Source organism: Brevundimonas sp. FV1ye4L (genome assembly GCF_058681255.1).
The window spans coordinates 2,569,981-2,584,515 of the sequence record NZ_CM178734.1; the positions used below are offsets into that span (position 1 = coordinate 2,569,981).

Genomic DNA, 14,535 nt, shown 5'->3' on the forward strand with positions numbered 1-14,535 from the left:
TCTTCTTGGCCAGCAATCTTCCTCGCATTTCTCATCATGTTTCGGTCTCTGCGATGGCGCAATTTAAGACGCTTCAGGACCGCCTCGGCATGAGGCCCGCCGACCTTCTCACCTATCTGATCAATCAGGAGTTCGAGCACGCGGATCGTTATGTTCAGGCCCAGGTCGGGCATCAGTCGGTTCTGGCTCTGGCCTTGACTACGGCGATTGCCCGCAAGGAGCTGGACTCCAAGGAAATCGAACATGTTCGTGGTCTGGCAAGCGAAGCCGCCACGCTTTTGTTCGGTCCGGTTCCGGAGAGGCCGTACAGCTTCAGAACGATCGGATCGCCGACGGATTCGCGGTTGTGGGCGCTTTGCGACGCGTTGCTGAAGGCTTGAGAGAAGAAGGCGAGAGGCCGCAATCAGGGTCAGAGCGCGGGCTGTCTTACGCTGACAAAGTGGGGAGGGCGTCGCTCCGATAGTTTGATCGGTCCGCTCGCTGCGCCGGCCCAGCGGCCTCGCTGACGTGGATTGCGCAATTCCATACGAGTGGTCGTCGCGTAACAGTGTTCCGTGCTGGTGTGCGGCTAGTCACCCACGATAACCCTTTGCTTTTGTTAAAGAAGCCAAAAAGTGTGCGACGAGTCACCCAAGGGGGGCAAAAATGTTTCACATTGTAAAACAACGACTTACGGCAAATCGCAGGTGTGCGTAGTGTGTGCCAGCCTCAGGGCTGTTTCACAGAGCGCGCCGACCAGGCGCTCCGAGCATACCGATCTGGGTTTATTCGGCGCGCGGGAGGGCACGCGACGCCTCTCGGGGCGGCCTTTCGGGCGAGAGCATGTGGCTCGTTTCGAACCGCTGGTTCGTGTCGGCGCGTCCACGTCGCAAGTTGAGCGTCCCTCATCAAGGAACGACGATAAGGGTCGAGGGAGGGAGGCTCGCGGTGACCAACTCGCTGATGGCCTTCCGCGAGCCGGTTTTTGCCGACGTTGGGTCGATTCACTGACCACTTGATCAACAGCGCCTAAACCCATTTCGGGTAACGCGGCGCCCCGGCTCTACTGCATTGCAGCAATTTGAATCGCCCTGTTGGCGAGACCTTGGTATACGAGGTCTTGCAGCCCAGGGGTTGGCTGCCGTCGGGGGATCCATGGCTATTGAATCGAACGGTAAAGTCGCGCTGATCACAGGCGTGACGGGGCAGGACGGCGCGTATCTGTCTGAGCTCCTTCTGGAAAAGGGCTATACCGTCCATGGCGTGAAGCGCCGGTCCTCTTCCTTCAATACGGGCCGGATCGACCACATCTACCAGGATCCGCACGAGCAGCATCCGCGCTTCGTCCTGCACTACGGCGACATGACGGATTCGACGAACCTGATCCGCATCGTCCAGCAGACCCAGCCTGACGAAATCTACAATCTGGCGGCCCAAAGCCACGTGCAGGTGTCGTTCGAGACGCCCGAATACACCGGAAACGCCGACGCTGTTGGCACGCTGCGCCTGCTGGAGGCGATCCGCATCCTGGGGCTGGAGAAGAAGACCCGCTTCTATCAGGCCTCGACCTCGGAGCTGTACGGCAAGGTGCAGGAAGTGCCGCAGTCGGAAACGACGCCCTTCTATCCCCGCAGCCCCTACGCCGCCGCCAAACTGTACGGCTACTGGATCGTGGTGAACTACCGCGAGGCCTATGGCATTCACGCTTCAAACGGCATTCTGTTCAACCACGAGAGCCCGCTGCGGGGCGAGACCTTCGTGACGCGCAAGATCACGCGCGCCGCCGCCGCTATCAAGTTGGGCTATCAGGACAAGCTCTATCTGGGCAATATCGACGCCAAGCGCGACTGGGGTCACGCCCGTGAATATGTGCGCGGCATGTGGCTGATGCTGCAGCAGGACGAGCCGGACGACTATGTCCTGGCCACCGGCGAGACCACCATCATCCGCGACTTCGTCACCGAGGCCTTCAAGCAGATCGACATCACCCTGCGCTGGGAAGGCGAGGGCGTCGATGAAAAGGGCATCTGCGCCGATACCGGCCGGGTCTATATTGAGATCGATCCGCGCTACTTCCGGCCCACCGAGGTCGAACTGCTGATCGGCGACCCGACCAAGGCCAAGAACAAGCTAGGCTGGGTCCACGAGACCAAGTGGCAGGCCCTGTGCGCCGAAATGGTCGCCGCCGATCTGATCGCCGTCGCTAAGGAGCAACGGCGCAATGCCGAGTGAAATCCTGTTCTCCCTGGCGGGCAAGCGCGTCTGGGTCGCCGGCCATCGCGGGATGGTCGGCTCAGCTATCGTGCGCCGACTGGCCAGCGAGAATTGCGAGGTCGTCACCGCCACCCGCTCTGAGGTCGATCTGAAGAACCCGGCTCAGGTCCAGGCCTTCGTCGCCGACAAGACGCCCGACGCCATCTTCATGGCGGCGGCCAAGGTCGGCGGCATCCTGGCCAACGACACCTATCCGGCCGACTTCCTGTACGACAATCTGATGATTGCGGCGAACATCACCGAGGCGGCCTATCGCAACGGGGTCGGCAAGATGCTGTTCCTGGGCTCCAGCTGCATCTACCCCAAGCTGGCGCCCCAGCCGATCCCGGAAGACGCCCTGCTGACCGGTCCGCTTGAGCCGACCAACGAATGGTATGCGATCGCCAAGATCGCCGGCATCAAACTGGCCCAGGCCTATCGCAAACAGCACGGCTGCGACTTCATCAGCGCCATGCCGACTAACCTGTACGGCCCCGGCGACAATTTCGACCTGAACACCAGCCACGTCCTGCCCGCCCTGATCCGCAAGGCGCACGAGGCCAAGGTCGCCGGCGCCGATCACATCACCATCTGGGGCACGGGCGCGCCCCGGCGCGAGTTCCTGCACGCCGACGACTGCGCTGACGCCTGCGTCTTCCTGATGAAACACTATTCGGACTTCGAGCACGTCAACGTCGGCTCGGGCGAAGACATTGCCATTGTCGACCTGGCCAAGCTGGTCTGCGAGGTTGTGGGCTTTGAAGGCGAAATCCGCACCGACCCGACCAAGCCGGACGGCACTATGCGCAAGCTGATGAGCGGAGAGAAGCTGAAGGCGATGGGGTGGGCTCCGGGGGTCCGGCTGATTGACGGAGTTGCTTCAGTATACAGCAACTTCCAGCGCACGATGCGATGATGTCAGTAGCGCGGTTCGGGCAACTCCTGCGCTCCCCCGTTTTGCAGCGACTGGGGCGTGGCATCGCGGCGCAGGGGTACGGGCATGTTGTCGCCATCGGCTTGCAGCTCGCGACCGTGCCTATCCTGCTGTCTGTCTGGGGCGAAGCACGCTACGGATCTTGGCTTTTACTGTCGGCGTTAACGACCTATCTGACTCTGAGCGATCTCGGTTTTGCCCAAGCGGCTACAAACGACATGACCGTCAGCATGGGGAACGGTCAGGCGGAACGTGCACAGCAAACGTTCCACAGCCTGCTCGCTCTTTGCTTCAGCGTAGGTGGAGTGGTGGTTCTGATCAGCCTCGCTCTTGCTGGCTTTTTTTCTCTGACAGAGCTGCTCAACCTCACGGGTGTTTCCGAAGTTGAGGCGAAGACCGTCACGGCGGTGCTTGGGCTCCAAGTGGCCCTCAACATTCTCAATGGCGGCCTTACCGGAGCGTTGCGTGCAGAGGGTCGATTTGCCACGATGGCTGTTATGCGCAACACAGCGCGCCTGTGCGAAGGAGCGGGTGCCCTTCTCGTTGCTGTGGCTGGCGGTGGCGTCGTCGGCGCGGCGGTCGCAATGCTGTTGGTGCGTGCGGTCAGTGTGGGCGCAGTTGGCGTCATGCTGTTGCGCGGACCTAGGGTCTTCCGTCCCGGTTTCGGACAGGCGAAACTCGAAGAGTTGCGCCGCTTGGCACTCCCGTCGATTAGCTACCTTGCTTTTCCACTAGGTAACGCGCTGATGATCCAGGGTGCGCTAACGTTGGTAGGGCTGCGGCTTCCTGCAGCTGTGGTTATGTTTGCTACCTCACGCACACTAACCCGTATCGGCACCACAGTTCTGGGATCGGTCAATCATGTGTTTTTGTTTGACTACGGACGAACAATTGGCAGTCGGAACGTGTCTGAATTCTTGCGCCTCTTTAAGGTCAATGGGGTAATCGTTGTTTCTGGTCTCGCTGTTTATATTGTAGCCACGTCTATTTTTGGCGGCGTAGTATATTCTTATTGGACCCAAGGAAATATAGCCCTTCCAATCAGCGTTCTGGGCTCACTGCTTGTTTTGTGCAGCTGTGAGGCAATCTGGGTTTATTTTCAAACACCCCTGATATCAGTCAATGCTCACATAAAGGTGACGCTCGCCTATCTGGTTGGGTCAGGTTTGAGTATTTTTGTTGGCGCGCTAGCGTTAGGTCGAGGCCTCAGCTTGGAGGGGTTTCTTTGTGTTCAGTCTGGCGTCTATCTGGCTTTGACCGTCATGAATGTTATTGCTTTACGTTCGCGCTTGAGGACTGATTCTGCCTCAGCTTTGAGGGAAGCAGCTGTCCAATGACGCTATATTTATTAACGCCTTATCTTAGCGCGCGATTCGTCCGTGCCCGGGTAGCCTATAATAATGGGTTCGGGTGGCTAGTCGGCTCGGGGCTGCGACCAATCGTGTGTCTCCACTCAAGGGGGGGGTGAACATGACGGCTGTGAACCTGCAACGCCAACGAGCTGGCGCGCCCTCTGCCGCTCCGTTGGCTGCCACGCGAGCGGTGATCATTGTGGCGGTCTGTACCAGCGTTCTCGCTCAGGCGGTGATCGCGCCTTCGCAGGCCAATTTAGCCACGGCTTTCATTGCAGGTGCATCGTCGATCTTGACAGCCGTGTATGTTTTCCGTCCGGCGGTCATGGGGGGCACGCCAATCTCCGCTTTGATTGTGTTCGGCCTCAGCTTCACGCTGTTGTCGGGGCCCCTGATTTTTCAGAGCCTCGACGGGCGGGCGATCACGTTCAATCTTGATGTGCCGATTAAGGCTGCTGCCCTTGCCGCGTTTGCCAGCCTATTGGCCTGCTTCACCCATATGGTCTACCGCGCATTCCCCCCCTTTCGTCAAAGTAGCGCGGGCCTTGGCCGCACGGTTAACTCCGCGTTGTTTGCTTTTCGGGCTCCGACAAACGGCCAGCTCTGGTTGATGGGGTTCATCGGCTTGGCCGCAACTGTGACCAGCAGAACCAGCGAAGCGGCCGCCGCCATTGAGTACGGCGACGCTGCGGGAAAATTTCTTCAGGCCTTCACGCCGTTCGTATTGGCTCCTGCACTCATCGCGGCCGCACCTTACCTGTTCCGGAACCAAGAGCGGCGCGCGCAGCAGTGGCTTCCGCTTTTGGCCTATTTCGGCCTCGTGCTGCTGGTCGCTTTCGCGCGGAATAGTCGCGGCGCGTTTGCCGTCGTCGTGTTTGTCTTGGTTCTATGTCTGGCGGTCGCCGTCTTGACCGGTCGGCTTAGGCTGGGTCGACCTGTTGCCATCGGCGCGATAGTTGCGTTGCTGGTAGGCTTGCCGGCCATGAACGTTCTTTCTGACCTTTCCACTGCCATGCTGATCACCCGGGCGGACCGCTCCGAGGTCTCTGCGGCAACCTTGATACAAAAGACGCTGGAGACCGCAGGCGATCGGTCAGCGCTTGAGAACTACCGAACGCAAAAGGCAGTGGTCGATAACCGGTACAACGAGGTCTATCTCCGCAACGATTTCTTCCAACGCCTCACCCTTCTAAAATTTCTTGATCTAAATTTGCGCCACACAGAAGGGATCACAGCGCCTCAGCGGGACTACGCCCGTCATATATTCGGCCAGCGTCTTGTCGCGACGCTTCCCACCCCGGTCATTACCCTGTTGGGGCTAAAAGTAGACAAGGCGTCCTTGCAGTTCAGCGGCGGAGACGTCTACCGCTTCCTCGCCGCCCGCGGATCGCTGGGGGGGTACGTGACCGGTTCGGCCCTCGTGGATGGCCTGGTTATCATGGGGCCATTGTTCTGGCCGTTTCTGATGGGTATCGCTTTGATTTCCTTCATCATTTATGATAGCTTTACTCGCTCGGTCGCCGGTATGGGACTATTCGTGTCGCCGGCCGTCCTGTTCCAGCTTGATCGCCTGTTCATGTTCGGCCTGAACGGTGACAACTTAGCTGGCATGATCGGCGGGCTGCTGCGGGGCTACCCCCAGACCTTGATTCTGTACGCCAGCCTGTTCCTGCTCACTGCCATTATTACAGGTCCCTTCTCACGCAATCGGTCGCTTCTCGCGCGGCCTGCAGCAACCTATCGTCCCGGGCCGCGCCGATGAAAATCCTATATCTGGGGAGCACCGCTGCGGGCACCACGGCGCGCCATCGTGCGGAAGCCCTTCGTCGGGTTGGCCATGGGGTCGATGCGCTGGATTTGACCAAAGCCATGGGCTCGGTGCTTCGCAGCAGACTGATGTCCCACGCCCACTATCTCACGGGATATCGACTGTTGCAGCCGCAGGTGTTGGAGGTACTTCGCGCCAACATCGCGCGGATCGGCAGCAGCGATGTCGTCTGGGTCGACAGCGGCGAGTTGATCGGCCCGAAGGCCCTGGAGTACATTCGGGGTCTTGGGCCGAAAATTGTGCTGTTCAATGCTGACGATCCCACGGGCGGGCGCGATGGGCGGCGCTTCGACAGTTTGGTCGCCGCCCTTCCGCTCTATGATCTTTGCGTGACGGTGCGGGATGAGACGCTGGCTGAGTATCGGCAGCGAGGCGCGCGCGCGATGAAAAGCTGGCGAGGCGTCGATGAGGTATTGCACGCGCCCCGGTCACGTGAAGAGGAGGCCGATGCCGTTCGGGTCGATGAAATCGTGTTCGTGGGCACCTGGATCCGGGGGGAGAATCGCGACGCCGTTCTCGCGCATCTGGCTGAGTCAGGCGTGCCGTTCAGCATCTGGGGGGATCGTTGGCAGCGATCCAGTCGCTGGTCGGTCCTTAAGCCGCATTGGAAAGGCGGAGCGCTACATGATCGGGAGTATACTCTGGCACTATCCGGAGCATCTGGTTGCCTAGGCTTTCTATCACAGGGCAACCGCGACCTGCACACGCGCCGCTCGCTCGAAGTTCCCTATACCGGCGGCGTCCTGATTGCCCAGCGCACCTCCGACCATCTGGCTATGTATAATGAAGGCGAGGAGGCCCTGTTCTGGGATGACGCCGAAGAGTGTGTGCAGCAATGCCGGCGGGTGCTCGAAGACCCGGCCCTTGCGGCACGGCTGCGCTTGGCTGGAATGGCGCGCGCGCGTGCGCTTGGTATCGGCAATGAAAAGGTAGTCTCGGCCATCCTTGAGGCCGTGATCTCGACATGACGGCTCCGTCCGTCCTTTTTGTCGGCCTGTCCACTTACAGTAGGGTCGGCGGGCTGCAGAACTTCAATCGCAGACAGATCGCCAATCTGGTCAGGCTCGAAGCTGAAGGCGTCGTCGCGTCGGTGCGTGTGCACCTTGCCGATGATCTGCCGCAGGATTTGCCACACGGATCCTCCGGCCTGTTCGCCTTCGGCACGGACCGCCTGAAGTTTATCGCACAGACCCTGCGTCAAAGCCGCAGCTGCGATCAGATGCTGATCGGCCATATCAATCTGCTGCCGGTGGCCTGGCTTGCGAAACGGCTCAACCCCCGCCTCAGGCTGATCCTGTTCGTGCACGGGGACGATGTCTGGAACAGCGTTGCGCGCGCCAAACGTCCCTATGAGCCGAGGATGTTGCGCGCCGTCGATAGGATCGCCTCTGTCAGCCAATATACCGCAGGCGTAATGGCCGAGGAGTACGGCGTCCCACCGGAGCGGTTTACCGTCTTTCCAAACGCCGTCGATCCCGTCGCCGAGGTCGGTCACGCAACCTCCAGGCCCGGCGATATCGTTCTGGCCGTCAGTCGCATCGGACCGGGGGACAGACGCAAGAACGTCGATCAGCTGATCCGGGCCATGGCCCTGTTGAAAGACAAGGGCCGACCCGGGCGGCTCGAGGTCATCGGCGACGGCGCTTTACGAACCGAACTGGAGGCCCTCGCGGCGAGTGAAGGGGTGGACGACCGCGTGACTTTCCTGGGTCGTGTCGATGACGCCGCCCTTGCCGAAGCCTATCGTCGCGCCTCGGTTTTTGCCCTTCCGTCGTCAAAGGAAGGCTTCGGCATCGTCTATCTGGAGGCCTGGTTGCGCGGCCTGCCGGTGATCTGCGGAAAGCTCGGCGCTGCGCACGAGGTCGTGTCTCATGAAGCAGACGGCCTCGTGATAGACGAAAGCTCCGTCCCACAACTAGCGGATGCGATCAGTGTACTGCTGGCCGATCCGAGGCGGGCGGCCGCCATGGGACGTTCTGGACTGGCGAAGGTCGAGAGCCAGTATCTGAATGCCTCCGCTCAGCTAAATTTGTTGAACCTTTTGAGGCATAGCGCATGAACCTACTTCATCTGATCGCCTCAGTAGATCCTGCGTACGGCGGCCCCGTTGAAGGGCTGTTGCGGCAGAACGATGCGTGTGGAGGGTACGACGGTCCGGTGAAGCGTGAGGTCGCGACCCTCGACGCGGCGGATAGCCCGTTTTTGGCAACAGTGCCCTTTCCGGTTCATGCTCTTGGGCGGCCAAGGACGAGATCCAAGGCCCCCATTCGTCGGGCGCTCGAGCACTACGGCTATTCACCTGACTATGAAGAATGGCTAAGAGCCAATCATCGGCGTTTCGACGCTGTGATTGTGCACGGTCTTTGGAACTACGCTCCATTCGCTGCGTCACGCGTTCTTCCGAATGGAGGTACACCCTATTTCGTCTTCCCTCACGGGATGATGGATCCCTGGTTCCGGCGCACCTATCCCTTGAAACACTTCGCGAAGCTGGCGTTCTGGCTGGCGGGAGAGGGGCGATTGCTCGCGGGAGCGGAGGCGGTGTTTTTCACCAGTGAGGAGGAGCGACGGCAATCGCTAGGAGAGTTCCCACTTTACAGGTTTAACCCGGTGGTGGTGGGCTATGGCGCAAGCGCGCCCCCCTCTTTGACCGAAGGGATCGAATCGGCGTTCAGGCACGCTGTCCCCGAAGTGAACGGCCGACGCTATCTCCTATTTTTAAGTCGTATCCATGAGAAGAAGGGGTGTGACCTCCTGGTCGATGCCTTCTGTAAGGCCGCGACGGATCATCCCGATTTGGACTTGGTTGTCGCTGGGCCGGATCAGACCGGATTGGTCAAGGTGCTCAGGCAGCGCGTCGAAAATGCTGGTCTTGCTGATAGGGTACATTTTCCGGGTCCTCTCTATGGGGCCGCCAAATGGGGCGCGCTTTACGGCGCGGACGCTTTTGTGCTTCCCTCACACCAGGAGAACTTCGGTATAGCCGTTGCTGAAGCGCTGGGCGCAGGCACCCCCGTCCTCATTTCTGACAAGGTGAACATTTGGCGTGAAATCCAAGATGCCGGGGCTGGCGTAATCGACGCCGACACGGCGGAGGGATGCGAAGCTGCGATACGCAGGTGGCTCGCGCTGACGGACGCCCAAGCGACAGAAACAAGAAAAGCCGCTAAAGAACTCTTCAACGAGAATTTCAATGTGGAGCGAACGGGCCCCGCTCTTATCGCAACTATTCAAGCGTTTCTTCAACAGCCGTAGGAAGTTTTTTGGAGGAGCGTCTGTCGCGGACAAGGTTAAGCGGTTCGCCCACGTAGACGCCGTAAGGCTCAGTGTTTCGTCTAACAACGGAGCGCGCGCCGACGACCGAGCCTCGCCCGATGGTCACGCCAGGATGTATGAAAACGCCTGCCGCGACCCAGGCTTCATCTTCAATGGTGACGGAGTGGGAAGAGATGTCAAACGCCGCCGACGACATGTCGTGAGAACCGGTGCAAAGGTAGCAATACTGGGACACGACAGCATTTCGCCCAATCTGGATTGGGCCGAGCGTATATAGTTCAGCGAAGTCACCAATCCAGCTGTGATCGCCAATTTCCAGTTTCCAAGGGTATGTGACCCTGACGCTAGGTCGGATTAGCACGTTCTTGCCAATCTTGGCGCCGAATAGCCGAAGCAGCCAGTTGCGCCAGCCGTACATGAACTGGGGCGAACAGGCGAAAAGGGTTCCCTGAACTAGCCACCAAAGCTGGACCACCACGGCTGACCGCCCACGGAAGCCGACAGGCATTCTGAACCGTGACAATTCCTGAACCGGTGTCTCAGTCACAAGTCCTGTCCTCCAACCGTCGCCGCCATCTCCGCCTCAAACCCGTCGATGATGGCGCTCTTTTTCCACCGCGTCTCTGCACGCTGGCGACCGGCGGCGCCCAAGGTGCGGCGCAGGTCGGGATCGGCGCCCAGGCGCAGGAGGCCGGCGGTCATTGCCGGGGCGGTCGGTTCAACGGCCAGGCCGCAGCCCTCGACCTCGGCGGCCAGTCCGGAACCGGGGGCGGCCATGGCGACGACTGGCCGTCCCGAGGCCAGCATGCCCGTCAGCTTGGACGGCAGGACCAGATCCGCCGCCTCGGGCCGCTGGGGCAGCAGGTGGATGTCGGCCGTGCCCAGCAGTTCGCCGAGCCGCTCCATCGGCTGAAGCGGCAGGAAACGCACCGTGTCCATGCCCTGGCAGGCCGTCTCCAGCGCCGCCCGGGCCGGGCCGTCGCCGCACAGCAGCAGGGTGACCGGCGCCTGGGCCGCCCGCAGCTCGGCCGCGACCTGACCCAGGGCTTCCAGCCCCTGTTTGCCGGCCATATTGCCCGAATACAGGGCGACGATCCGCTCGGGACCGATGTTCAGTTCGCGCCGATAGTCCGTGTTTGTGGAGGCGAACACCGGGACGGCGTCGACATCGACCCAGTTGCGGAACTCGACCGTCCGTTCGGCCGCCACGCCCTTTGCACCCAGACGCTGAACCATGGCGGGCGAGATGCTGGACACCCGGCTGAACCGACGCAACAGTCCGGCCTCCAGGCCCAGGGCGGCGCGCCGCGCGAACCGGTTGCTGAGCAGGCCCAGGTCAAAGGCGGCGTCCACCTCGAAATCCTGGATGTGCAGCCAGCTGGCCGCGCCGGCGACCTTGGCGGCGATCAAGGCCGTTGCGGCGGCGGTCAGGGTGGGGGCGACGGCGAAGACCAGATCCGGTTTGAAACGACGCGCCACGCCGATCGCGGCCGGAGCGGCGGCCGCCGCGAACGACGCCAGATGGGCGACCCGCTTCAGGCCCGAGGGCTCAGGCGGCACATAGAGGGGCGTGCGATGGATCGCCACGCCGTTCAGCGTCTCACGTGTCCAGCGTGCGCCGGAATAGCCGGGCGCGACCTTCCAGGCCGGATAATAGGGCGGCCCGGTCACGACCTCGACCGCATGGCCGCGCGCCACCAGATCTTCAGCCAGTTCGGTCGTGTATTTCGCGCAGCCGACCAGTTCGGGGGCGTAGTTTAGGGCGATGATCAGAATACGGAGGATGGGCAGGGCGGTCCCTGTGTCGGCACGCTCGCCGTCGGACGGCAAGTGATCGGTCCCCGACTGGGGCGTGTCAGCTATAGCTGCACCGTTGTCGAGGACCGCCGTTTCCATCAGCTCCGTCCGATGCCGCTGTACTTGAACCCGCGATTGATCACGTCTTCGGCGCGATAGACATTCCTCAGATCCACCAGCACCGGCTGTTTCATCAGACCCTTGACCCGGTCCAGGTCCAGCGCCCGGAACTGGTCCCATTCGGTGATGATGACCACGGCGTCGGCGCCTTCGACCGCGTCATAGGCGTTGGCCTTCATCTCGACGCCGGGCAGCAGCTTGCCGGCCTCGTGCATGCCCTCGGGATCGAAGGCCTGGACCCTGGCGCCGGCGGCGATCAGGGCGGGGGCGATGTCCAGCGAGGGGGCGTCGCGCATGTCGTCGGTGTTGGGCTTGAAGGTCAGGCCCAGGAGGGCGACGGTCTTGCCGGAAACGCTCTCGCCCAGGGTCGTCTCGACCCGGCCGGCCATGGCCTTCTTGCGGGCGTCGTTGACCTCGACCGTGGTCTCGATCAGCTTGACCGGCGCCCCATACTGTTGGGCGGTACGCACCAGGGCGATGGTGTCCTTGGGGAAGCAGGACCCGCCATAGCCGGGGCCGGCGTGCAGGAACTTGGACCCGATCCGCTTGTCCAGGCCGATGCCGCGGGCCACCTGCTGTACGTCGGCGCCGACGGCCTCGCAGAGGTCCGCCATCTCGTTGATGAAGGTGATCTTCATCGCCAGGAAGGCGTTGGCGGCGTATTTGATCAGTTCCGAGGTGCGCCGGCCGACGAACTGCAGCGGGCTCTCGTTCAGGTTTAGCGGCCGGTACAGTTCGCTCATCACGGCCTTGGCGCGCGCGCCGGTGTCGCTGTCGATGTCGTTGACGCCGATCACCACCCGGTCGGGGCGTTTGAAGTCGCCGATGGCGGCGCCTTCACGCAGGAACTCGGGATTGGAGACCACGGCGAAGTCGGCGTTCGGATTGGCCTTGCGGATAATGGCCTCGACCTCGTCGCCGGTGCCGACAGGCACGGTGGACTTGGTCACCACCACGGTGAAGCCGTCGATGAGGCCGGCGATCTCTTCCGCCGCCGCATAGACATAGGAGAGGTCCGCATGGCCGTCGCCACGACGTGTCGGGGTGCCGACGGCGATGAAGACGGCGTCCGCGTTACGGATGGCCTCTGCGCCCTCGAGCGTGAAGAACAGTCGACCTTCCTTGACGTTGGTCGCGACCAGGTCGTCCAGGCCCGGCTCGAAGATCGGGATCTCGCCCTTCTCCAACCGCTCGATCTTCGACGGGTCCTTGTCGATGCAAGTGACCACATGGCCGAAATCGGCGAAACAGGCCCCAGACACCAAGCCGACGTAGCCGGTGCCGATCATCGTGACGCGCATAGTACCATCCCCGCAGTTCTAGGCTGACATTGCATATTGCATTGCAGCATATCAATGTGTTTCTAACCAAGTCGCAGTTGTAGGCGCGCCCAGATTGGGCGGTGCAATAGCTTGATTGCGAGCCTTATCATACTAGGGGACATGCATGCTCAAGCCACGCGCAGACCTGAAGCCGAACACGGCGGCCTTTGAGACCCAGGCCTTGGTCAAGCCGACGGGGTTCCGGGAATACGACGCCCGCTGGATCCTGGAGAAGGAGATCAATCTTCTCGGCATCCAGGCCCTGGGTCTGGGCCTGGCCACCTATGTCCACGAGATCGGCGTCGCGCCCAAGATCGTCACCGGCCATGATTTCCGCAGCTACAGCCTCAGCGTCAAACAGGCCCTGATCCTGGGGTTGCTGGAAGGCGGGATGGAGGTGCTGGACGTCGGTCTGGCCCTGTCGCCCATGGCCTATTTCGGCCAGTTCGAGCTGGACGCGCCCTGCGTGGCAATGGTCACGGCCAGCCATAACGAGAACGGCTGGACCGGCGTGAAGATGGGAGCGAACAAGCCCCTGACCTTCGGGCCCGAGGAGATGGGCCGGCTGAAGCAGATCGTGCTGAACGGCGAGGGCGTGGCCCGGCCGGGCGGGAAACTGGTCCGGGTCGAGGGCTTCCGCGAGACCTATGTGGCCGACGTCGCCTCCAAGGTGCAGATCAAACGCCCGCTGAAGGTGGTCTGCGCCTGCGGCAACGGCACGGCCGGCGCCTTCGCCCCGGACGCCCTGCGTCGGATGGGCGTCGAGGTGATCGAGATGGACACCGACCTCGACTACACCTTCCCGAAGTACAATCCGAACCCGGAAGATCACGCCATGCTGGTGCAGATGGCCCAGCGGGTGCGCGAGACGGGCGCCGACCTGGCCCTGGGCTTCGACGGCGACGGCGACCGTTGCGGGGTGGTGGACGATACGGGCGAGGAGATCTTCGCCGACAAGATCGGCCTGATGCTGGCCCGCGACCTGTCCAAGGTCTATCCGGACAGCACCTTCGTGGTCGATGTGAAATCGACCGGCCTCTACAAGACCGACGAGATCCTCAAGGCCAATGGCGCCGAGGTGGTCTATTGGAAGACGGGCCACTCCTACATCAAGCGCAAGACCGCCGAACTGGGCGCCCTGGCCGGGTTCGAGAAGTCAGGCCATTTCTTCATGGCCGGCGATCTGGGGCATGGGTACGACGACGGCCTGGTCGCGGCCGGGGCGGTTCTCGCCATGCTGGACCGCAATCCCGGCAAGAGACTTTCCGAACTGAAGGCCGCCCTGCCGGACGCCTGGACCAGCCTGACCATGTCGCCCCATTGCGACGACGAGCTGAAATACGGGGTGCTGGAGCGGATCGTGAAGGAATACTCCGACCTGGCCGAGGCCGGCGGCGAGATCCTGGGCCGCAAGATCCTTGAGGCCATCACCGTCAACGGCGTGCGGGTGCACCTGGAGGACGGCTCCTGGGTCCTGGTCCGCGCCTCGTCGAACAAGCCCGAACTGGTCGTGGTGGTCGAGAGCATGCGATCCGAGGACGACATGCGCGACCTGTTCCGCAAGGAGATCAAGCCGCGCCTGGCCGCCTATCCTGAGATCGGCGCCTTCAATCAGGAAATCTGATGCCGGCGACTGACGTCCCGTCATCTTGGCGTGGTTGAGTGAAGACGGCT

12 protein-coding genes are annotated in these 14,535 nt (G+C 61.8%); 9 read left to right on the plus strand and 3 right to left on the minus strand.

All coding sequences use genetic code 11. From position 1 onward, the window contains the following. Window positions 1-5: 5 nt before the first annotated feature. The 8 genes from ACW17X_RS12400 to ACW17X_RS12435 all read left to right on the plus strand — a co-directional run bounded on the left by ACW17X_RS12400 (window position 6) and on the right by ACW17X_RS12435 (window position 9,601). Window positions 6-380 carry a hypothetical protein gene (locus ACW17X_RS12400; RefSeq protein ID WP_492097788.1) on the plus strand — a complete coding sequence of 125 codons (375 nt, stop codon included), beginning with the start codon at window positions 6-8 and terminating at the stop codon, window positions 378-380. A gap of 754 nt (window positions 381-1,134) precedes the next feature. Continuing rightward, complete coding sequence (gene gmd / locus ACW17X_RS12405) at window positions 1,135-2,211, plus strand: GDP-mannose 4,6-dehydratase (RefSeq protein WP_492097790.1); 1,077 nt, start codon at window positions 1,135-1,137, stop codon at window positions 2,209-2,211. Next, window positions 2,201-3,148, plus strand: coding sequence for a GDP-L-fucose synthase (fcl, locus tag ACW17X_RS12410; protein WP_492097791.1), 948 nt, complete (start codon window positions 2,201-2,203; stop codon window positions 3,146-3,148). The genes gmd and fcl overlap by 11 nt, the downstream gene beginning before the upstream one ends. Next, entirely contained in the window at window positions 3,145-4,503 is a 1,359-nt protein-coding gene (locus ACW17X_RS12415; RefSeq protein ID WP_492097793.1) for a polysaccharide biosynthesis protein, read from the plus strand. The genes fcl and ACW17X_RS12415 overlap by 4 nt, the downstream gene beginning before the upstream one ends. Window positions 4,504-4,636: 133 nt before the next feature. After that, window positions 4,637-6,280 (plus strand): hypothetical protein, encoded by a 1,644-nt coding sequence (locus ACW17X_RS12420; RefSeq protein WP_492097795.1) that lies wholly within the window; start codon window positions 4,637-4,639, stop codon window positions 6,278-6,280. After that, a complete protein-coding gene (locus tag ACW17X_RS12425) occupies window positions 6,277-7,314 on the plus strand; it encodes a CgeB family protein (protein ID WP_492097797.1) in 1,038 nt (345 codons plus the stop codon). Before ACW17X_RS12420 ends, ACW17X_RS12425 begins: the two co-directional genes overlap by 4 nt. Further along, on the plus strand, window positions 7,311-8,405 hold the full coding sequence (locus ACW17X_RS12430) for a glycosyltransferase family 4 protein (protein ID WP_492097799.1): 1,095 nt from the start codon (window positions 7,311-7,313) through the stop codon (window positions 8,403-8,405). The genes ACW17X_RS12425 and ACW17X_RS12430 overlap by 4 nt, the downstream gene beginning before the upstream one ends. Continuing rightward, the gene (locus ACW17X_RS12435; RefSeq protein ID WP_492097801.1) at window positions 8,402-9,601 is read left to right on the plus strand and encodes a glycosyltransferase; all 1,200 of its coding nucleotides are present in this window, start codon (window positions 8,402-8,404) and stop codon (window positions 9,599-9,601) included. The genes ACW17X_RS12430 and ACW17X_RS12435 overlap by 4 nt, the downstream gene beginning before the upstream one ends. On the opposite strand, the gene ACW17X_RS12440 is transcribed toward ACW17X_RS12435, so the two are convergent. The 3 genes from ACW17X_RS12440 to ACW17X_RS12450 are packed head-to-tail and all read right to left on the minus strand — an operon-like array spanning window position 9,573 to window position 12,840. Then, on the minus strand, window positions 9,573-10,169 hold the full coding sequence (locus ACW17X_RS12440) for a putative colanic acid biosynthesis acetyltransferase (RefSeq protein ID WP_492097803.1): 597 nt from the start codon (window positions 10,167-10,169) through the stop codon (window positions 9,573-9,575). The genes ACW17X_RS12435 and ACW17X_RS12440 overlap by 29 nt on opposite strands. After that, a complete protein-coding gene (locus ACW17X_RS12445) occupies window positions 10,166-11,518 on the minus strand; it encodes a WcaI family glycosyltransferase (protein WP_492097805.1) in 1,353 nt (450 codons plus the stop codon). The genes ACW17X_RS12440 and ACW17X_RS12445 overlap by 4 nt, the downstream gene beginning before the upstream one ends. Then, on the minus strand, window positions 11,518-12,840 hold the full coding sequence (locus ACW17X_RS12450) for a UDP-glucose dehydrogenase family protein (RefSeq protein ID WP_492097807.1): 1,323 nt from the start codon (window positions 12,838-12,840) through the stop codon (window positions 11,518-11,520). Before ACW17X_RS12450 ends, ACW17X_RS12445 begins: the two co-directional genes overlap by 1 nt. A gap of 145 nt (window positions 12,841-12,985) precedes the next feature. Between ACW17X_RS12450 and ACW17X_RS12455 the strand changes: the two genes are divergently transcribed. Then, complete coding sequence (locus ACW17X_RS12455; RefSeq protein ID WP_492097809.1) at window positions 12,986-14,485, plus strand: phosphomannomutase/phosphoglucomutase; 1,500 nt, start codon at window positions 12,986-12,988, stop codon at window positions 14,483-14,485. Window positions 14,486-14,535 lie beyond the last annotated feature (50 nt).